Source organism: Thalassospira sp. HF15 (assembly GCF_011806525.1).
Lineage (GTDB): Bacteria > Pseudomonadota > Alphaproteobacteria > Rhodospirillales > Thalassospiraceae > Thalassospira.
This window is the reverse complement of sequence record NZ_JAAVKI010000001.1, coordinates 519538-538528: the sequence shown is the minus strand read 5'-3', so window position 1 is coordinate 538528 and position 18991 is coordinate 519538. Positions and strand designations below refer to the sequence as shown.

Sequence of the window (18991 nt, the reverse complement as noted above, 5' to 3'; positions counted from 1 at the left end):
AATACAGGCCGGCAGCATCAATGTTGTCGGCCTGTTTGTTTTTTCAGTCCCTGATACTGTGGCGGCAAGGCGAGATATCAGAAGCGCGGAAGGTTATCTGCAAAGCTGCTGTGAAACTGGCGCTGTTCATTGCTTCCAACCCTTGCGGCAGGGGCGGCGGGGTGCTAGTTTCCGCGCTGTAATTCACGTTCCGGCAGAGTTCTGTCTGCCGGGTTTTTGTCATTCCTTAAGAGAGGCTTTCATCCATGTCGTCTTTGGATAAGGAAACAGTTCGCCGTATTGCCTATCTGTCACGTATCAACGTGTCGGAAGAAGGCCTTTCCGAACTGGCGGGAGATCTGACCCGTATCCTCGATTTTGTCGAGGAACTGCAAGAAGTCGATGTTGAAGGCTGCGAGCCGCTGACATCTGTTGCCGATCTGACCCTGCCGCTGCGCAAGGACGAAGTCACCGATGGCAATATCCAGCAAAAAGTGCTGTCAAACGCACCGATGACCGATGCTGGCTGTTTTGTTGTGCCCAAGGTGGTTGAATAATGACTGATCTGACAAAGCTGACACTTGCAGAAGCCCGCGACGGGCTTGCAAAGGGTGATTATACCTCGGTCGAGCTGACCGAAGCACACCTGAAATCGATGGACGCACATCGCAATCTGAATGCGTACATCACCGAAACCCCAGAAAAGGCCATGGAAATGGCCAAGGCATCCGATGCCAAGCGCGCCAAGGGCGATGCGGGCAAGATGGAAGGCCTGCCGATTGCCGTCAAAGACCTGTTCTGCACCGAAGGCGTGCAGACCACGGCGGCCTCGCACATCCTCGAAGGTTTCAAGCCGGAATATGAATCCACCGTTACCAGCAATCTGTTTGGCAATGGTGCTGTGATGCTGGGCAAGGCGAACCTTGATGAGTTCGCCATGGGTTCGTCGAACACCTCGTCCTATTACGGTAACGTGGTTAACCCGTGGAAAGACAAATCCGGCAAGGATCTGGTTCCGGGTGGTTCGTCGGGTGGTTCTGCGGCGGCTGTTGCTGCGGACATGGCGCTTGCCGCCACCGGTACTGATACCGGCGGTTCGATCCGTCAGCCGGCGTCCTATTGTGGTATCGTCGGCATGAAACCGACCTATGGCCGTTGCTCGCGCTGGGGCATTGTTGCCTTTGCAAGCTCACTTGATCAGGCTGGCCCGATGACCAAAACCGTGCGCGACGCAGCGATCATGCTGGGTTCGATGGCCGGTCATGATGCCAAGGACAGCACGTCTGCCCCGATCGCCGTTCCGGATTTCGAAGCCGCACTTAGCGGCGACATTCGTGGTATGAAGATCGGTATTCCCAAAGAATACCGTGTCGATGGCATGCCCGAAGAAATCAGCAAGCTGTGGGACGAAGGTGTCGCCATGCTGCGTGATGCCGGTGCTGAGGTGGTCGATGTGACCTTGCCGCACACCAAATACGCGCTTGGAACCTATTACATCGTTGCCCCGGCAGAGGCATCCTCGAACCTCGCACGATACGACGGCCTGCGTTATGGCCAGCGTGTCATGGACGAGGGCGACAGCCTTGATGACATGTACATGAAGTCGCGTGCTGCTGGCTTTGGCAAGGAAGTCCAGCGCCGTATCATGATCGGTACCTATGTGCTGTCGGCTGGTTACTATGACGCCTATTACAACAAGGCGCTCAAGGTTCGCCGTCGTATTTATCAGGACTTTGAAGGTGCATTTGGTCAGGTTGATGCGATCCTGACGCCGACCGCGCCATCTGCGGCCTTTGCCATTGGTGAAAACGAAGGCGATCCGGTCAAGATGTATCTCAATGACGTCTTTACCGTTCCGGCAAGCCTTGCCGACCGGCCTCTCAGCCGAAGGACTGCCGCTGGGTCTACAGCTGATCGGCAAGCCGTTTGATGAAGAAACCGTTCTGCGTGTTGGGGGCGTGCTGGAAAGCGCGGCCAACTTTACTGCAAAACCTGCCGGGCAGGAGGGCTGATCCATGACCTATATTCTTGAAGGTTCAACCGGCCCGTGGGAAATTGTTGTCGGTCTGGAGGTTCACTGTCAGGTAATTTCCAATTCCAAGCTGTTTTCCGGTGCATCGACCAAGTTTGGTAATGAACCGAACTCGAACGTCAGCCTCGTTGATGCGGCCATGCCGGGCATGCTTCCGGTCGTGAACGCAGAATGCGTGCGTCAGGCGGTGAAAACCGGTCTGGGTCTTAAGGCCAAGATCAACAAGGAAAGCGTTTTTGCCCGCAAAAACTATTTCTATGCCGATCTGCCGCAGGGCTATCAGATTTCGCAGTTCGACAAGCCGATTGTCGGTGAAGGCACGATCATTCTCGATATGCCCGATGGTTCGACCAAATCGGTTGGTATCGAGCGCCTGCACCTTGAACAGGATGCCGGTAAGTCGATGCATGACCAGGACCCGAAATATTCGCATATCGACCTGAACCGTTCTGGTGTGGCGCTGATGGAAATCGTTTCCATGCCTGATATCCGTTCGCCAGAAGAAGCCGGTGCGTATCTGACCAAGCTGCGTGCGATTGTGCGCTATCTCGGGACGTGCGATGGCAACATGAACGAAGGCTCCATGCGTTGTGATGCCAACGTTTCTGTCCGTCGTCCGGGCGAGGGCTTTGGCACCCGTTGCGAGATCAAGAACGTCAACTCCATCCGTTTCGTGATGCAGGCGATCGAGATCGAGGCAAAACGTCAGATCGAAGTCATCGAAGGTGGTGGCACCATCGATCAGGAAACCCGCCTGTATGATCAGCGTCTGGGTGAAACCCGTTCGATGCGTTCCAAGGAAATGGCACATGATTATCGCTATTTCCCGGATCCTGACCTGCTGCCGCTGGTGTTCGATGATGCGTTCGTGTCGGAAATCGAAAAAGAACTGCCGGAATTGCCGGATGAGAAAAAGGCCCGCTTCATGCGTGAAAACGGCCTGTCGGCATATGATGCCGGTGTTCTTGTCGCCGAGAAGGAAAAGGCTGATTACTACGAAGTCGTTGCCAAGGGCCGTGATGGCAAGCTTGCTGCGAACTGGGTGATCACCAACCTGTTCGGTGCGCTGAACAAGGCAGAAGTCGGTATTGCCGACAGCCCGGTTACGGCTGAAAACCTTGGCAAGCTGATCGATCTGATTTCTGATGACACCATTTCTGGCCGTATTGCCAAGGATGTCTTTGAAATCATGATCGAAACTGGCGGCGATCCGGAAAAGATCGTCGAGGAAAAAGGTCTGAAGCAGATCACCGATACCGGTGCGATTGAAACCGCGATTGACGAAGTTATCGCCGCCAACCCCGACAAGGTCGAGGAGATCAAAGGTGGCAAGGAAAAGATGCTTGGCTGGTTTGTCGGGCAGGTCATGAAAGCCACGGGTGGTAAGGCCAACCCGGGCATGGTTAACAAGCTGCTGCGCGACAAAATCCTCGGCTGATTGTAATCATCAGACCAAAGAAAAAGCCGCCCGTTTGGGCGGCTTTTTTTTGTGTGAGGATTAGCAAGTCTTGATTATGGCCCCATCACCAAAGCCACCAGTGATCCGGTTTAGTCAGTGTATGCCGATGAAGCATCTTTGGTGGTGGCTGCGACCAGAAAGCCAAGCGCATCGTCAAGTTTTGTGCGGCTTTCTGGATCGTGCAGAATGTCATCAACCCCGAAGTTCTTGCCGTTCAATGGGATGGTTGCGCATGCGCGATCAATAATACGGGCATCCATGGTTCGGATGGTTTCGATCAGGGCAGCCTGTGCAATCGTTGCCCGCCCGGATGCGTTCAAGGCAGCAACAGGCTTTTGCATGAACTCGCCACTGGCAACCACCCAATCAAGGGCGTTCTTGATCGCCCCGGTTACGCCATGGGCATATTCGGGGCTGGCGATCAGGATGGCATCTGCACCCTGCAACGCGTTGCGAAAATCCGACACAGCGTTGTTTGGGGTGTCCTCGTTATCCGGGTTGAAAATCGGCAGACGACCAAGACCATCAAACAGGCTGAGCTCCGCACCATGCTTTGGTGCCACTTTACAGGCTGCTTGCAACAGGGTTTTGTTGATGGAGGCGGCACGCAGGCTGCCACAAAGTGCGATGATTTTAACCGTCATGACCCATGCCTGTGTTGATTTGAGGCCGATGGTGCCACAGCCGGGGCGCATAGGTAAACAAGGGACCGACATCATCATTGGCGTCTGGGTGTTTGTCGCATCAAACAGCCATATTGATCATTGTCGATTGATCGGCTATGTCCCTTTGACGATGTTCAGGGGGATTCATGGCCAATCTGTTTTTCTATTACTCGTCGATGAATGCGGGTAAATCGACCACGCTGCTTCAGGCAAGCTTCAATTACCGTGAACGGGGCATGGAAACGTTGCTGATGACGGTGGCGTTCGATGATCGGTTTGGTGAAGGAAAAATCGCTTCTCGTATTGGTTTGGAAGCCCCGGCACTGCTGTTTGACGGTGAAACAGATATGTGTGCACTGATCCTTGAACAGGTCGAAAAAGGCAAGGTTGATTGTGTGCTGATCGACGAGGCGCAATTCCTGTCAAAGGAACAGGTCTGGCAACTTTCTGATATCGCAGACATCCATGGTATCCCTGTATTGTGCTATGGCATCCGGACCGATTTTCAGGGGGAGCTGTTTGAAGGTTCCAAATGGCTTTTGGCATGGGCAGATAAGCTCAATGAGCTGAAAACCATCTGCCATTGTGGACGCAAAGCTGGCATGGTTTTGCGGGTGGATGAGGATGGCAAACCTGTTCTTGAAGGCGCCCAGGTCGAAATCGGCGGAAATGACCGCTATGTCCCGGTCTGCCGACGTCATTTCAAGGAAGCAATGGGCGAATAGGCGCCATATCTGGACCGATTGGCGCTAACCAGCCATAAGAGCACGTATTTCCGGCGCTAGCAGGCTATAGGCCACCAGCCACATCACGCCGCATGTAATGCCATCAACAATCTTCCAGGTGATTGGACGTGCGACATAGGGCGCGAGCCATGCAGCCCCCAGAGCGATAGCAAAGAACCACACAAAACTGGCACTCATCGCACCAAGTGCAAAGCCAAGTCTTGCATCGGCCGGGTATTGCCCGCCAATACCGCCGAGCATGACGACGGTATCAAGATACACATGCGGATTTAACAGCGTGACCGCCAAGGTGGTGCCAAGAACTGCTTTCCAACCGGTTTTCGAGATTGCTTCTTCAGAAAGTGTTTCGGTTTCAAACAGCCGTTTGAGGGCCGCCAAGCCATACCAAATCAGAAAGGCACCGCCGCCCCAGGCTGCAATCTTGGTCAGAAGCGGGTAGGCGGCAATCAGAGTTCCAAGCCCTGCAACACCGGCTGCAATCAGAACGGCATCACACAGTGCACAGACCAAAGCCACCATCACCGGATGATTTCGTCGCAATCCCTGACCGAGAACAAACGCGTTTTGCGCGCCAATCGCAATGATTAGCCCGCCGCCAAGGCCAAATCCGGTGACAAATGTTAAAAGCATTCCGTGACGTTCCTGTGTGATGGTTCGTCGTTGATAGCAGCTTTCAGATTTAAGAAAATCGAATTATACTTAAGCTGGATTAGAAAAAATTATGATTGATCATGCTGGATTACAAGCTCATTCAAGCCTGCGCTGAGGTCATCCGGTTTGGCAGCTTTGAAAAAGCTGCGCGTGCTCTGGGATTGACCCAGTCGGCGGTTTCCCAGCGGGTCAAATTGCTGGAAGAACGTTTTGGTCAACCGCTTATTGTGCGTTCCAAGCCGATTGCGGCGACGGCTGCTGGGCAAAGGCTGCTTGCGCATTATCAAAGTGTCCGGTTACTCGAACAGGATCTTGGTGACGAACTTCCTGATCTGCAGGCCGAGGGCGGCTTTGGTGAGGTAACTCTTGCTGTGAATGCCGATAGTTTGGCGACCTGGTTTGCTAATGTGCCGAAAGTCCTGTTTGAAAAGCTTGGACTTCTTGTGCATCTGGTTGTCGAGGATGAGTCGCTTAATCACCAGTCGCTTCAGGAAGGCAATGTCTTGGGGGCAGTAAGCCTGCGCGATACGCCCATTCAAGGATGTCGTGTACGGTCATTGGGACTTATGCGCTATGTGATGGTGGTTTCGCCCGCGTTTAACGAACGCTATTTCAGAAATGGCGTTACGGCGGATGCCTTGAAGGCCTGTCCAGCGGTGAATTTTTCCGAACATGACGAACTGCAAAATCAGTTTCTTCATCAGTATTTCGGGCTTAATCCCGGTGAATTCCCGGCCCATACGGTGCCAAGCTCACAAGGGTTTGTCACACTGGCAGAGCAGGGCGTGGCCTATGCCGTGGTTGAACAACATCAGGCCGAAGAGGCCCTTAAGAGTGGAAAGTTGATCCGACCCTGTCCGTACGAGATTGATCGTCCACTCTACTGGCATCACAAAACCATCAACAGCCGATTGCTCGACCAGGTAAACGAGATCGTTCTGGCGGAGGCGCGTCGTCATCTGCCGGAAATAACGGCGTAACGGCAAAGCACGATGACATTGCTTTGCCCGGTTTCGACTGGACCGTGATTTGACTTGCTGGCGAAATTGGCGCTTACTTTGATTTGCCAGCCAGTCCGTATAACGGATTGTAAAAACAGGAAAACAATGTCTCATCGACTGATCGCCTGTGAACATTGCGACTATCTCCATGTCGAGGAGGATATCCCGGCGGGCAGCGTTGCCTATTGCCGACGATGCGGATCACCCCTGTACAGTGCAGCGCAGGCACGCTTTGACAAACCGTTGGCGTTGGCGGTGACCGCCTTTCTGTTGTTCCTGATTGCCAACAGTTATCCTCTGTTGACCTTTGCCATGGAAGGGCGGGTTGAAACCAACACACTGGGCAGTGGTGTTTTGACGTTTTGGCGGGAAGGGTTTCCGTTTCTTGCCATCATGGTTGCGGTGACATCCATGATCGCTCCGTTGTTTTTGATCCTTGCACACATCTATGTCTTGTTGCCGATCACATTCAACAGGCGAATGCCCGGCATGCAGCAGCTTTGGCGGATTCTTGCGATGATACGGCCATGGTCGATGCTGGATGTTTTTCTGATCGGGTTGCTTGTCGCACTGACCAAACTAACCGACTACGCCGAAGTCATTGCCGGTCCCGCCTTTTTTGCCATCTGTTGTCTGATCCCGACGGTTTTGTTGATGAATATCACACTTGATCCACGCTATGTCTGGCGGCGTTTGGCACCGACCGGTCTGTCTTATCCGGAAGCCACGGATATCAAGACCCAAAACAGTGCGGATCAGAGCACCAGGACGCTTTTGACCTGCCATACCTGTGCAATGGTCGTCGACAGCAGGGACAAGGAACACGCCCGTTGTCCGCGTTGCGGAGATATGGTGCATCATCGCAAGCCAAGAAGTCTGTCCCGGGCTTGGGCGTTACTTGTTGCGGCCGTCATTTTGTATATACCCGCCAATGTCTTTCCCATCATGACGGTGACATATCTTGGCCGAACCGAAGCCGACACGATTTTATCAGGCGTCAGTGAACTGGTCGGTGCCGGGGAATGGCCGATTGCCATTGTTGTCTTTACGGCAAGCATTTTGGTGCCCATCATAAAAATCATCTTGTTGGGTTGGGTTTATCTGGCGACGGCCATTGGTTTGGCCGGTCCGCTTAAGGAGCGCACACTTATTTATCGTATCACCGAACTTGTCGGACGCTGGTCGATGGTTGATGTGTTTATGGTGTCCATTTTGGCGGCACTGGTAAAACTTGGTAACATTGCCTCGGTACAGCCCGGATTTGGGGCTGTTGCGTTTTGCGGGGTGGTCATTTTGACCATGTTGTCGGCTATGGCATTTGATCCACGCCTGATGTGGGATCGTGCCGGAATGAAAAATGCAAAACAGGCTGGGCCTGATGGGAATGATCAAGGCCGCGGGGACAAACAGGGGGTTCCATCATGAATGACGTGAATGGTTCTGAAACGGACCAAACACCGGAAAAGCCGGACGTCAGAAAGGGTTGGGGACGGTTTTCGATCATCTGGCTGGTGCCGTTGGTGGCCTTGATTGTCGGGGGATGGCTGCTTTGGCGTGACATTGCGTCAAAGGGCCCTGAAATTACAGTCAGTTTTGAGGCGGCAGAAGGGCTGTCGGCTGGCAAGACCGCTGTACGCTACCGCGATGTTGATGTCGGTCAGGTAACGGCGATCAATCTTGCCGATGATCTGGAACATGTCGTTCTGACGATCCGCATGAATGCCGACTTCAGAGATTATCTGACGGACAAGACACGGTTCTGGGTCGTGCGCCCCCGGGTAAGCGCGCGGGGTATCACCGGCCTCGAAACCATTGTGTCAGGGGCCTACATCGAAGTTGTTCCAGACAAAACCGGCGAGAAGGCCCGCAACTTTGTTGGGGAGGAAGAACCCCAATTCGTTCCAAACGAGGAAGACGGCACACGTTTCGTCCTCGAAGCCGAAGAGCTTGGATCTCTGGGGGAGGGAACGCCGGTTCTGTTGCGCGGGGTTGAAGTGGGCGAAGTTCTTGATACCGAGCTTGATGCCAATGCTGACGGTGTTTCCATTCCGGTATTTGTGCGCAAACCGTTCGATGCGCTCGTCAAGCGTCAGACGCGGTTTTGGGATTCAAGCGGTATTGCGCTTGACCTGAACGCAGAAGGTTTTTCAGTTCGGGCGCAATCAGTGCGCTCTGTCTTGGCAGGTGGCATCAATTTCTATACGCCAGCGGGGCATGAAAGTGACGAAATGGCCGCGGCAGATACGGTATTCCGGCTGCATGAAAGCCTTGAAAAGGCCGAGCTGCTAGCCGAAGGATATAGCCAGCGATACATGCTTTATTTCGATTCATCTGTGCGCGGTTTATCGCGCGGCGCACCGGTGGAGTTCAACGGCATCCGTGTCGGTACAGTCGAAAGTGTTGACCTGGAATATGTCGTAAATCAAAGGTCTTTCCGGGTTCCTGTTGAAGTAACACTTGAACCTGAGCGTGTCAGTATTGTCGGTGGCCGACTGGGCGATGTTGATCCGCAGGAAACCATTGAAACCCTGATTGACAATGGTCTGCGCGGCCGTCTGAAGACAGGTAGTTTTATCACTGGTCAATTGTTTGTTGATCTGTCGATGCATCCGGTCTCTCCGGCACGCTACCTTGGGAATGAGCAGGGCAAGCTGCCGGAACTGCCGACATTGCCGCAGAAGCTCGACGAGATCGCCAATTCGCTCACCAGTCTTCTGGAAAAGGTTGAAACCTTCCCGATTGAAGAGATTGGCATCCGTTTGCTTGGGACTGTTGAGGGGATGGAAAATATCGTGACTTCGCCAGCGCTGAATAACGGCATGGTCAGCCTCCAGCAGGCCGCAGCAGGGATCAGTACGTTGGTTACCAATCTTGATGCCAGTGTGTTGCCCGCAACCCAAACGGCACTTGATGCCGCGCGTGAAGCCTTGGGTGGCGTGCGCGACGTTACCGCGCCGACATCTCCGGTGCGTTACAACCTTGAACAGGCGCTTAAAGAGCTTGGAGCGACCGCGCGCTCTTTACGTGAACTTACCGATTTCCTGGAACAGAACCCGAGTGCGCTGATCCTTGGCAAAAGCAGACCGGAAGAGGATGAATGATGCGACAGACAGTTCAAAAAATAATGTCCAGATACATGTTGCTGCTTGTCGCACCGATCTTGGCGGCGTGCGCATCGCCATCGGTTCCGGATCAGTACTATCTGCTGTCTCCTTTGGTGCAGCCCGTTCCGGCTTCAGCGAGCGCATCCGTTATCGGGGTCGGGCCGGTGACCATTCCGAGTTATCTCGACCGATCAACCATCATCACACGCAGTGCAGCCAACCGGCCCGAGGTTAATTCCGGGTATCGTTGGGCGGAGCCGCTTGGCGAGAACATCAACCGTGTTGTGATGGATAATCTGGACAGGGTGGGTGTGGCTTCGCGATTGGAAGTCTTTCCATGGAATTCCCGTGATCAGGTCAAATGGCAGGTTGTCGTTGATATTGACCGGTTTGAACGCCAGGCCGATGGCAAGGTCATGTTGACCGCGCGCTGGAAGCTGGTCGATTTCGAGCGGGGCGGCATCGTTCGTGCAGCCAAGTACAACAAGACAAGCACACCAAATGAAGCGACGATCGAAGGCACCGTCATCGCCATGAGCAGTCTTTTGGCTGATCTGAGTTCCGAAATCGCAGGGCAAATCCCATGACCTGTGGGCGCGCCGAAATTTTCAGGTGAGCTTTACGGTTGATACTGAACGGGTTTTCCGGCCAAAAGGCTTGGGAATTTCAGAAAAATCTAAAGAAATCGACGGAAGTATATGAAGCGGGGTCATCCAACTGTTGTTTTAATACCCCGATTTGCTTTATAAAGAAGAATAAATATAAAAAATTGGGACACGCGCCTGACTAGTTAAACGGCAAACACATGCCGCCCAAACAGGAAGTTAGGGAGCCAGAGCGCGTTATGTCGGATACGACATTTGAAGTTATGGTCCAGCGTGGGGATCGCTGGATAATCCATTCGACATTCGATGTCGAAAAGGACGCGGTTACAGAAGCTGAAAAGCTTGTGAAAACCAAGATCTCTGCCGTCCGCGTTATTCGTAACTGGGAACGCGGCGACGGTCGTCATATCGAAAAGGTACTTCTCGAAAAAGAAGGTGCAGGCGAGGATCAGGATGATGACGTACGTGTGTCATCCATCGAAGAAGCCCCTTTGTGCGAGACCGACAACGACCTTTTGCAGAAAGAAAGCCGCGCGACCATCAACCGGTTGCTGCGCAAGTATTTCGAACAGGAAATTCTGACCCCTTGCGAGGTAATGTATAATTACCAGAACCTCCGCAAGCTGATGTTCCATGATACTTTGATGCCGACTGCGGTCGACAAGGTTGCCGGGCTGCATGCCAAGGCGACCGAGGGCGATCATATCGAGGCAATGAACAACCTCCATGGCGCGATTGAGCAGCTTTCTGCGCGCGCCCGCGAAGTTGAGAAAGTTGACCTTCCGGCATTCGAAGACGCCACCATCACCGAAGTTCGCGATGAAATCCGTCGCCTGAACCTTGCCGAAGATACCGATTTCCTGACCATGGTTGCGTTGACACGCGTGCTGTCATCGACGCGTAACTGGGTTGGCAAGCTTGATCTGGCGCTTAAGGTCAAGGGTGATGAAAAAGACGAAGCCGCGCGCAAGATGATTGACGACGTGATTGCCGATATCCTTGGCTCTCCTGTCGCGCTTAAGGAATTGCTGGGCAGTTCGCGCAGCTTTGGCGAAGCGGTGACCTTGCATATCGACCTTGCGCTTGGTCGGGCCAAAGGCAATCGCGGTGCTGCCGATGATATTCTTGAGCTTCTGAACCCGCTGTTTGGTTCGGGCCTTCTGGCCAACAGCCAGGAAGCCATGTTTGATTACATCGTGCGTGAGCTCAAAAGCGCAAATAACCTGCAGCGTCACGAAAGTGATCCGGACCCGCTGGAAGGGATTCTGGATCGCCTGATCACCGAACAGGGTGTGGTTTATGGCACCCCGATGGTCGAAGCGATTGCGGAACGCGGTGCGCGCCTGCGCAACGTGGGCGGTCCGAGGTCACTTATCGAGGGCGTTGCAGAAATCAATGGCCGTCTGGTCCCGAACTTCCGCAAACTGACCTGGCTGATAGCGGTTGCCAACAGCGGTATCGTCGAAGAGTTCGCCGATGAGCTCTATGACATGATGCGCGATTCTGTAAATGACATGCGGGCTCTGCGCGCGTTCTGTGATCCGGACTCGAAACCGCGTGACAAGATGGCAACGGTCACACACATGAATGATGTGCTTGCCGCATCAAGCGTTCCTGACGAACAGAAGGCTGAAATTGCGGGCAAACTTGATGATGGCCTTGCCGAATATCTGGTCCGCGAAAAGGTTATCGAACGCATTGACAACCCGTCTCTGCATCTGCGCAAGCGCGCCTATATGCTGGTGCAATTCTGTTCCAGTGGTGTCCTGATCGAAGGCAAATCTGCCGCCATGGCCCGAAAAAGGGTGGTTGGGTACCTCAAACAGCCCAACTTCACGGACAAGCTGGTCGATGACATCAAGGACATGACGACCAAGGAAGGCACGATTCGTGACTTCTATGCATTGTTGCAGCGAAGCGGTTTCTGACAAGAAAACCGTCCTTGGCACTGACTAACCTGAACACCCCGCGAATGCCGGTTGGCAAGATTCGTGGGGTGTTTGTCATTGTTGCCAAATCCGATATCCGGCATCTTGTGTCTATGACAAGGAGATACTGCGATGTCGGAAACATCCCATGCCCCCAGAACAATCGCCTGCTATGCCTTTGATGATGTCATGAGTCTTGATGTCATAGGGCCGCTACAGGTGTTTGGCTCGGCCAATGATGAGCTGGCATCCCTTGGGCGATCGCAGGGATACCAAGGGCTCGTCGTTGCTGAGGAAAGCGGGCCCGTACGTACATCCTGTGGCATTCGGATGTATGCCGATATCAGTTGGCGGGATCTTGACCTCAAGGGTGTCGACACACTTTTCGTTGCTGGTGGGACTGGTGTTTGGTCGATCCGTGATAACGCAGACATCCTTCACTGGGTGCGGGTCGCGGATACGATTGTGCCGCGACTGGGGTCGATTTGTTCGGGGGCACTTATTTTGGCAGAGGCCGGTGTCTTGGACGGCAAGATGGCAACCACGCATTGGTCGCGCTGTGACCAAATGGCCCGAGAATATCCAGCCATTCAGATGATGGGGGACCGTCTTCACAGCTATGACCCGGCCGGATTGGATGGTGACCCGCATGTCTTTACCTCCGCTGGTGTCACGGCGGGTATTGATCTGGCACTGGCGATCGTCGAGGCGGATTTTGGCCGGAACCTGGCCCTGTCGGTGGCGCGCAGGCTGGTGATGTTTCTCAAACGGCCTGGCGGACAGGCGCAGTTCAGTGCCTATCTTATTCCTGAGGCCGGGGCCACAGCGCGACTGACGAGCTTGCTGGAGTGGCTGCCGGCTAATATTGCCGAAGATTTGTCGCTTGAGAAATTGGCAGAACGTGCGGGCATGACACCCCGAACGTTTTCACGTGTCTTTACCAGGGATCTGGGCATGAGCCCGGCGCGCTACGTGGAACGCGTCCGTGTCGAAGCCGCGCGGGCTTTGTTGCAGGATGCGGCGCTTGCAATTGGAGAGGTGGCTGAGCTTTGCGGTTTTCGCCATCCGGAAACATTGCGGCGGGCATTTCAACGTCACCTTTCTGTAAGCCCTCAGGAATATGCAGAACGCTTTGCCCGGAAGTCGTTGATTGCGGTGACCTGACAAGGTTCTGAAGGCCTTCATCACAGTTTGATTTTTTAGGAGTTGGGAACATGTTGTTGCTGACCAATGGACCAGTGCGTCTGCTTTTCTTGGCCCAGGCGCTTTATTGGTCCTGTTCATTGATCGGGATTACGCTGACGTCGATTGTCGGGGTATCGTTGGCGCCGGTGCCGACTTTGGCAACGCTTCCGCTTGGCATGCTTATGGTTGGCAACCTGCTATCTGTCCATCCGCTTGCAATGATGATGCAGACCAGGGGGCGCCGGGCGGGGTTATTTGTCGGTGCGCTGTTTGGTGTTGTCGGTGGCATGCTGATGGCGTTTGGAATTTATATCGGGTCTTTCTGGCTGATCGCCATTGCCCCCGTACTTATTGGCACCTATCAGGCATCAGCCAGCTATTACCGCTACGCTGCGTTGGAAGCCGTTACCCCAGTGCAAAAAGGACGTGCCGCAGCACTTGTCCTTGGTGGGGGCATTTTGGCCGCATTGGTGGCCCCTGAAATCGCTGTTGCCAGCCGCGACATGTTGCCGGTCCCGTTTGCTGGTGCCTATATCGCACTGGCCGGTTTGGCGGCCTTGGGGGCATCCCTGATGATCATGCTACCAGACGGTGGCATTCCGCAACGTGTCGGGTCAAGTGGTGCGATGATGATGAACTTACTGCGTCGCCCTGTCATTCGTGGCGCGGTTGCCATCAGTGCTGCCGGGCAGGGGATTATGGTGCTGGTGATGACGGCAACCCCACTTGCGATGAAATATTGCGGGTTTGGCGTCGATGTTTCGGCCAATGTTATCCGTTGGCACTTGATTGGCATGTTTTTGCCTGCCTTCTTCGCCGGGCCGATGATCGACCGGTTTGGCCCGCGCCGAATAGCGTCACTCGGGGCGTTTGTCCTCGTTATAAGCGTCGCATTTGCTGTGTCGGATAATTCGGTTTCCGCCTTCCTGATCAGCTCATTTCTGCTTGGTATTGGCTGGAATATGATGTTGTTGGCGGGGACAACAATGCTGGGTGAAGCACATGATGATGCCGAGCGTGGCCATGCGCAAAGCGTTATGGAACTTGGCATCAGTACCACAGCTACCATCGGATCGCTTGCCAGTGGGGCATTGATCATTGGTGTGGGATGGGCCCCGGTTAATTATGGTGTTCTTCCGGTTCTGGTCGTGGCGTTGTTCTTGTTGTGGCGGGGATATGTCGCAACGCGATCAGCTGCTCAGGCCTGAAATCAAAAGAAACCGCCGGTCGGTAGACCGGCGGTGAAGTTGCAGGGCGAACGGGGAGTGTCGCCCTGGCGCGACTGAAATTGCCAGTATCGCTTCTGCAGATAACAGAAACCTGCATGCGGGTTCCTGTGTTGTGGCAATAAAAAAAACCGGCCATCAGGCCGGTTGGGATGCCAGTGACGTCGCGTTACCTGCGACGAATTCCTTGATCTTTTGCAAAACGAAATCACGTGAGCTGTTTTCACGGGTGCGAAACAGAACTTCGCGGTCCTGAATGACAAGACCCATATAAACCGGGTCGTTGTGACCTTCCTTGGTCATTTTCAGGGCGCGGAGGGTATGACCAAAGTCATCCGTGCTTTGATAGATCGTACGCATCTTTCTCCAACCAGCATTTACGTCATATGACGGTGAAAAACCAATCGACAATGGCTTTATGACAGGTGTTTTTTGCCAATCGGTGACAGCTGTGTGATGGTTTGAAGACTCTTTTGATCTTCAACCGCGAAATGCAGTGGCAAGAGTGGTGAAAAAGCTGTGGGTTTTATTTGGCAGTACTGTTAAAAAGAAAACGTCCTTAACGCCGGTTTCGGGCATTGACATGCGCCATGGCGATGTTTAAGAAAGGCGTCGTTCCGCAGGGAACACCAAGGACATAGAGGGCAAGTGGCCGAGTGGCTGAAGGCGCTCCCCTGCTAAGGGAGTATAGGGTGACAAGCCCTATCGAGGGTTCGAATCCCTCCTTGCCCGCCAGTGAAAAAGCACCCCAAGACGGGGTGCTTTTTTCGTTTCAGGGCGAAGCGTATAGATTACCGTGCATTGCAATTTATTTGCTTGATTACGGGGCAATCATTCCAAGCGACGACATCGCAATAATAACAGCTCCTTAGTAGATCTCGCTGATGCTGCGGCTAGCTTGATTTCGACTGTTTCCTATGATCTATCTGAGACGCTTGAGGCGAAATAGGTAAGACGAAAGCCTTGGCATTCTGGTGCGCTTGAAAACAAGAAAACATTCGGGGCCTATATGACGAGCCAGTTGAGCTATCTGAGCATTGATCGTCGGGATGAATTAACTCGGGAAGATTTTATCGATCAATACCTTAAGCCCAAACGTCCTGTTATCATGCGCAGCTTTGCCGCAAACTGGCCTGCATCACAAAAATGGACTTATGAGTATCTGAAGCAGGGCTGTGGCGATGTTGAGGTGCCACTTTATAGTGAGGCATTTGCAAATTCGGATAATGACTATCTCGACTCAACCCAAAGTATGCCGTTTGGCGAGTATCTTGACCTTATTCAGGCAGGGCCAACACCGCTTCGCATGTTCCTGTTTAATGTGTTCAAGCATATGCCGCAGCTACGCGAGGATTTTTCATATCCGGACCTTGGCGTTACCTTCCTGAAAAATCATCCGTTCCTGTTTGTTGGCGGACAGGATGCCTATGTTGATATCCATTACGACCTGGATCACAGCCATGTCTTCTTGACCCAGATGGCAGGCACCAAACGCGTGATCTTGTATGGCAGTGAAAACGGGCGGCAGCTGTATCAGCATCCGCTGACCGTTTCGTGCAATATTGATTTTCGCAATCCGGATCTGGAACGTTACCCAAGGCTTAAGGATATTCACGGCTATGAGTGCATCCTTGAACCCGGCGATACTATCTTTATCCCAAGCCGCTGGTGGCATTTTATTGAATACAGCACAGCCGGGATCAGTCTGACATTGCGTGCCTTGCCCGAAACCTGGCCTGCGCGCGCAGCAGGCCTTGCCAGTATCATCAAGCTTAAGGTGATTGACCAATATCTCGGCAAAATGATTGGCGAGAAAAAGTGGTATCAGATCAAGGAAGATTGGGCGCATGCCCGGGCGCGCAAGGCGTGATTTTGCTTACGCCTATTTCAGGATGATGTCATAGCCGTTTTGAACCCCTGCATGGGCCCACTGGGTCAGTTCCTTGCGGTTTTCGAATTCGGAAACCGGGCGGCTCGGACTGAAATGGACTTTTACCGTGCAGCCCGAAGTTGCCAAGAACCGCCAAAAATGGAAGGCAAGTGTGGTGTCGTCAAACCACGGGTACAGAACCCGCTCTGGCTCGGGTTGCGCTCCATCTGGCGTGTCTTTCAGGCAAAGGACCGTCATCGGTTGTGCGTGGCAGACTTCGGCAATATTTTCGTCAAAGACGAACTCCATCAGTGACGATTTAAACGGCAGGACAACTCCGCCATCGGTACTTGTGCCCTCGGCAAAGAGAACCAGTCTTCGGTCGGGCAGAATTTTATCGCGCAGGACCTTGATCTGTTCGTGGGACTTGATTGCCCGCCGTTCAACGAAAATTGTCTGGCAGCAGCGCGCAAGGAACCCGATTCCCGGCCAGCTGCGGACTTCGGATTTGGCAATGAAATTGACGGTGAACAGGGCGTTGATCACCGGTATGTCGAGATAGGATGTATGATTGCAAAGCAACAGCAAGGGCAGGGTCTTGCATGGTGTCCCAGTAACCTTGACCTTAATGCCGGTGATCTTGCGTGCACCGATATGCCAAAGGCGCACGATCTGTGCACTTGCACGGACTTTAAGGGCCTCGAGGATCAGGAACGGGATCAGCAGCACAAACAGCCAGATCATCAATACCGTAAATTTGACTCCAGCTTTTAGGTGCTGTGCCGCTGTAATCGGTGTGGTGACTGTGGGGGATACCGTCTGGTCCAAAGCGCTTAAAAATCCTTACTCTATGCATGCGGCCCAAAGTGGGGCTTGCCGGAATTGTGCGCGTATTTACGCGTTCAACGGCGTCAGATCAAGGCGGTCCGCCTGCTTTTTATAGAATCTGTAGTATTGATCGGGAACCTTGGCGACATCGACTGTGATCAGGACATCAAGCGTCTTGAAATCGGAATCCAGCGCTGCCCCATCACCAACAACTCCCCCCAGCGACAAATAGGCCTTGATCAGAGGCGGCAGTTGGGCAAGGGCCGCATCTGGATCGATATCCTCTTTGGGCATCCGGTCCATTGACAGATAATCGAGTGCCCGCGCGACATGAGGCGTATCATCCAGTTGGTAATGATGCAGGTAGGACAGTTCATAGGCGATATCATCAATATCTGTCGCGTGGAAGCTTGCACAGCCAAACAAGTAGCGAATGTCATGATTGAAGATCAGTTTCGTGATCCCGCGCCACAGAAGCTGAATGGCCTTGCCGTCACGATAATCCTTGTGAACGCAGGAGCGACCGACTTCCATGCAGTTGTCCTTCACGGCATCGAGCAGGGGGATGGAGAACTCCTCCTGCGCAATGTATGAAAGATCTGCTGGTTTGTTTTGGGAAAGCAGCAAGCGCGTTGTTGCGATGACTTTCTTGTCATTATGGTTATCAACAACAAGAAGGTGTTCGCAGACATCATCGAATTTATCGCTATCAAGACCGGCCGAGTGTTGCTCGGTCATTGCTTTGGCGTGAAATTCGCCGAAGAAAACCTCAAAGCGAAGTTTTTGGGCCGCTTTCAGGTCTTGCTGTGTCTCGGCAAGGTGAACAGAAAATCTACCGGTGGCCATGATAAACTTTAATTCTGTTGTGCTAATCAAACTGTGTTTCCGCAGGTTTCGCGAAAACAGTGTGATTTGTATCACATAATGAACTGTCTATAAAAACAATATGATAGCAGTCAAACGACCAGTGTTTTCGTAGTTGCTTATCACCACTGATTGCAAACCGCCAACCCGTATTGATGCCGAGAAGCGATGCGCCATTTGCCATGTCTGCCTTGTGACTTGCGACCAATGCAGAAAAATATTTTCCGCAGCCTGGCATAAACATCGATCATGAAACGTTGTTACCACTGGGCTTGTCGTAATTTTGTACGTAATGCCCACATGAATTTAGACGTTTTCACGATGACAGAGGTCGCTATGCCGTTCACTACCAATTGGGCCAAAGCAATCACGACCGGTTTTGTTCTTGTCGGTATCAGTTTTGTACAGACGCTGCCTGCGCAGTCTCATCCGTCTGATCAGGAGCATGAACATAACATCGTTGAGCTTGCTCAAGGCGGCGGCATTTTCAGCGAGGAAGAGCGACGCATTATTCGCGATGTGCTTGATGTTGCGACCGGGCAGTCGGAAAGTGATAAGGATAAAAACAGCAAGGCCAAGAATGGTAAGGGCAATAAGGGCAATAAGGGCAAAGGCAACAAGGGCTTGCCGCCCGGAATTGCCATGAAGCTTGAGCGCGGCGGCACTTTGCCGCCTGGCATTGCCAAGCGTGATCTGCCTGATAATCTGATCTCGAGACTTCCCGCGCGTACTGACGGCGCGCTACGTCAGATTGTCGGGGATGATGTTGTTCTGATCGAAAAGGGCACCGAGATCATTCTTGATGTCATCCGGGACGTTGCCCGGAACTAAATCGAGTGATCTGAAAC

General features: G+C 53.1%; 17 protein-coding genes, 1 tRNA gene and 1 pseudogene. 14 read left to right on the top strand and 5 right to left on the bottom strand.

Annotated features, from left to right (window positions below):
* Positions 1-245: 245 nt before the first annotated feature.
* From gatC to gatB, 3 genes and pseudogenes are all read left to right on the top strand, one after another.
* A complete protein-coding gene (gene gatC, locus HED22_RS02490) occupies positions 246-536 on the top strand; it encodes an Asp-tRNA(Asn)/Glu-tRNA(Gln) amidotransferase subunit GatC (protein ID WP_008890773.1) in 291 nt (96 codons plus the stop codon).
* Positions 536-1991: pseudogene (gene gatA / locus HED22_RS02485) on the top strand (Asp-tRNA(Asn)/Glu-tRNA(Gln) amidotransferase subunit GatA). The gene gatC and the pseudogene gatA overlap by 1 nt, the downstream one beginning before the upstream one ends.
* Before the next feature lie 3 nt (positions 1992-1994).
* On the top strand, positions 1995-3449 hold the full coding sequence (gene gatB / locus HED22_RS02480; protein ID WP_167718516.1) for an Asp-tRNA(Asn)/Glu-tRNA(Gln) amidotransferase subunit GatB: 1455 nt from the start codon (positions 1995-1997) through the stop codon (positions 3447-3449).
* Between the two features lie 110 nt (positions 3450-3559).
* Here the strand turns inward: gatB and HED22_RS02475 are convergent, their stop codons facing one another.
* On the bottom strand, positions 3560-4114 hold the full coding sequence (locus tag HED22_RS02475) for an NADPH-dependent FMN reductase (RefSeq protein ID WP_167718514.1): 555 nt from the start codon (positions 4112-4114) through the stop codon (positions 3560-3562).
* Between the two features lie 167 nt (positions 4115-4281).
* On the opposite strand from HED22_RS02475, the gene HED22_RS02470 reads away from it, so the two are divergent.
* Complete coding sequence (locus HED22_RS02470) at positions 4282-4860, top strand: thymidine kinase (RefSeq protein WP_167718512.1); 579 nt, start codon at positions 4282-4284, stop codon at positions 4858-4860.
* Positions 4861-4884: 24 nt separating this feature from the next.
* Here HED22_RS02470 and HED22_RS02465 read toward each other — a convergent pair whose 3' ends face one another.
* On the bottom strand, positions 4885-5511 hold the full coding sequence (locus tag HED22_RS02465; RefSeq protein ID WP_167718510.1) for a LysE/ArgO family amino acid transporter: 627 nt from the start codon (positions 5509-5511) through the stop codon (positions 4885-4887).
* Between the two features lie 101 nt (positions 5512-5612).
* Here HED22_RS02465 and HED22_RS02460 point away from each other — a divergent pair, with 101 nt between their 5' ends.
* From HED22_RS02460 to HED22_RS02430, 7 genes are all read left to right on the top strand, one after another.
* Complete coding sequence (locus HED22_RS02460; RefSeq protein ID WP_167718508.1) at positions 5613-6512, top strand: LysR family transcriptional regulator ArgP; 900 nt, start codon at positions 5613-5615, stop codon at positions 6510-6512.
* Positions 6513-6638: 126 nt separating this feature from the next.
* Positions 6639-7958 (top strand): paraquat-inducible protein A, encoded by a 1320-nt coding sequence (locus HED22_RS02455; RefSeq protein ID WP_167718506.1) that lies wholly within the window; start codon positions 6639-6641, stop codon positions 7956-7958.
* Positions 7955-9634, top strand: coding sequence for an intermembrane transport protein PqiB (locus HED22_RS02450; protein ID WP_167718504.1), 1680 nt, complete (start codon positions 7955-7957; stop codon positions 9632-9634). Before HED22_RS02455 ends, HED22_RS02450 begins: the two co-directional genes overlap by 4 nt.
* Positions 9631-10224 carry a membrane integrity-associated transporter subunit PqiC gene (locus HED22_RS02445; RefSeq protein WP_167718502.1) on the top strand — a complete coding sequence of 198 codons (594 nt, stop codon included), beginning with the start codon at positions 9631-9633 and terminating at the stop codon, positions 10222-10224. The genes HED22_RS02450 and HED22_RS02445 overlap by 4 nt, the downstream gene beginning before the upstream one ends.
* 257 nt (positions 10225-10481) lie before the next feature.
* A complete protein-coding gene (locus HED22_RS02440; RefSeq protein ID WP_167718500.1) occupies positions 10482-12170 on the top strand; it encodes a hypothetical protein in 1689 nt (562 codons plus the stop codon).
* Positions 12171-12302: 132 nt separating this feature from the next.
* On the top strand, positions 12303-13334 hold the full coding sequence (locus HED22_RS02435; protein ID WP_167718498.1) for a GlxA family transcriptional regulator: 1032 nt from the start codon (positions 12303-12305) through the stop codon (positions 13332-13334).
* A 50-nt stretch (positions 13335-13384) separates the two neighbouring features.
* Positions 13385-14563, top strand: a complete 1179-nt coding sequence (locus HED22_RS02430; protein ID WP_167718496.1) for an MFS transporter — start codon at positions 13385-13387, stop codon at positions 14561-14563.
* Between the two features lie 156 nt (positions 14564-14719).
* On the opposite strand, the gene HED22_RS02425 is transcribed toward HED22_RS02430, so the two are convergent.
* Positions 14720-14941 (bottom strand): hypothetical protein, encoded by a 222-nt coding sequence (locus HED22_RS02425; RefSeq protein WP_167718494.1) that lies wholly within the window; start codon positions 14939-14941, stop codon positions 14720-14722.
* Between the two features lie 282 nt (positions 14942-15223).
* On the opposite strand from HED22_RS02425, the gene HED22_RS02420 reads away from it, so the two are divergent.
* Both HED22_RS02420 and HED22_RS02415 read left to right on the top strand, forming a co-directional pair.
* Positions 15224-15316, top strand: a tRNA-Ser gene (locus HED22_RS02420).
* A 274-nt stretch (positions 15317-15590) separates the two neighbouring features.
* On the top strand, positions 15591-16451 hold the full coding sequence (locus HED22_RS02415) for a cupin-like domain-containing protein (RefSeq protein ID WP_167718492.1): 861 nt from the start codon (positions 15591-15593) through the stop codon (positions 16449-16451).
* A gap of 12 nt (positions 16452-16463) precedes the next feature.
* Here HED22_RS02415 and HED22_RS02410 read toward each other — a convergent pair whose 3' ends face one another.
* Both HED22_RS02410 and HED22_RS02405 read right to left on the bottom strand, forming a co-directional pair.
* Entirely contained in the window at positions 16464-17279 is an 816-nt protein-coding gene (locus tag HED22_RS02410) for a 1-acyl-sn-glycerol-3-phosphate acyltransferase (protein ID WP_167718490.1), read from the bottom strand.
* Positions 17280-17345: 66 nt separating this feature from the next.
* The gene (locus HED22_RS02405) at positions 17346-18125 is read right to left on the bottom strand and encodes a GNAT family N-acetyltransferase (protein WP_167718488.1); all 780 of its coding nucleotides are present in this window, start codon (positions 18123-18125) and stop codon (positions 17346-17348) included.
* A gap of 354 nt (positions 18126-18479) precedes the next feature.
* On the opposite strand from HED22_RS02405, the gene HED22_RS02400 reads away from it, so the two are divergent.
* Positions 18480-18974 (top strand): hypothetical protein, encoded by a 495-nt coding sequence (locus HED22_RS02400; RefSeq protein WP_167718486.1) that lies wholly within the window; start codon positions 18480-18482, stop codon positions 18972-18974.
* Positions 18975-18991 lie beyond the last annotated feature (17 nt).

What these genes read in the sequence shown, in the direction of transcription:
- gatC (WP_008890773.1), top strand. Translation starts at nt 246, where the DNA reads ATGTCGTCTTTGGATAAGGAAACAGTTCGCCGTATTGCCTATCTGTCA.
- gatB (WP_167718516.1), top strand. Translation starts at nt 1,995, where the DNA reads ATGACCTATATTCTTGAAGGTTCAACCGGCCCGTGGGAAATTGTTGTC.
- HED22_RS02475 (WP_167718514.1), bottom strand. Translation starts at nt 4,114, where the DNA reads ATGACGGTTAAAATCATCGCACTTTGTGGCAGCCTGCGTGCCGCCTCC.
- HED22_RS02470 (WP_167718512.1), top strand. Translation starts at nt 4,282, where the DNA reads ATGGCCAATCTGTTTTTCTATTACTCGTCGATGAATGCGGGTAAATCG.
- HED22_RS02465 (WP_167718510.1), bottom strand. Translation starts at nt 5,511, where the DNA reads ATGCTTTTAACATTTGTCACCGGATTTGGCCTTGGCGGCGGGCTAATC.
- HED22_RS02460 (WP_167718508.1), top strand. Translation starts at nt 5,613, where the DNA reads ATGCTGGATTACAAGCTCATTCAAGCCTGCGCTGAGGTCATCCGGTTT.
- HED22_RS02455 (WP_167718506.1), top strand. Translation starts at nt 6,639, where the DNA reads ATGTCTCATCGACTGATCGCCTGTGAACATTGCGACTATCTCCATGTC.
- HED22_RS02450 (WP_167718504.1), top strand. Translation starts at nt 7,955, where the DNA reads ATGAATGACGTGAATGGTTCTGAAACGGACCAAACACCGGAAAAGCCG.
- HED22_RS02445 (WP_167718502.1), top strand. Translation starts at nt 9,631, where the DNA reads ATGATGCGACAGACAGTTCAAAAAATAATGTCCAGATACATGTTGCTG.
- HED22_RS02440 (WP_167718500.1), top strand. Translation starts at nt 10,482, where the DNA reads ATGTCGGATACGACATTTGAAGTTATGGTCCAGCGTGGGGATCGCTGG.
- HED22_RS02435 (WP_167718498.1), top strand. Translation starts at nt 12,303, where the DNA reads ATGTCGGAAACATCCCATGCCCCCAGAACAATCGCCTGCTATGCCTTT.
- HED22_RS02430 (WP_167718496.1), top strand. Translation starts at nt 13,385, where the DNA reads ATGTTGTTGCTGACCAATGGACCAGTGCGTCTGCTTTTCTTGGCCCAG.
- HED22_RS02425 (WP_167718494.1), bottom strand. Translation starts at nt 14,941, where the DNA reads ATGCGTACGATCTATCAAAGCACGGATGACTTTGGTCATACCCTCCGC.
- HED22_RS02415 (WP_167718492.1), top strand. Translation starts at nt 15,591, where the DNA reads ATGACGAGCCAGTTGAGCTATCTGAGCATTGATCGTCGGGATGAATTA.
- HED22_RS02405 (WP_167718488.1), bottom strand. Translation starts at nt 18,125, where the DNA reads ATGGCCACCGGTAGATTTTCTGTTCACCTTGCCGAGACACAGCAAGAC.
- HED22_RS02400 (WP_167718486.1), top strand. Translation starts at nt 18,480, where the DNA reads ATGCCGTTCACTACCAATTGGGCCAAAGCAATCACGACCGGTTTTGTT.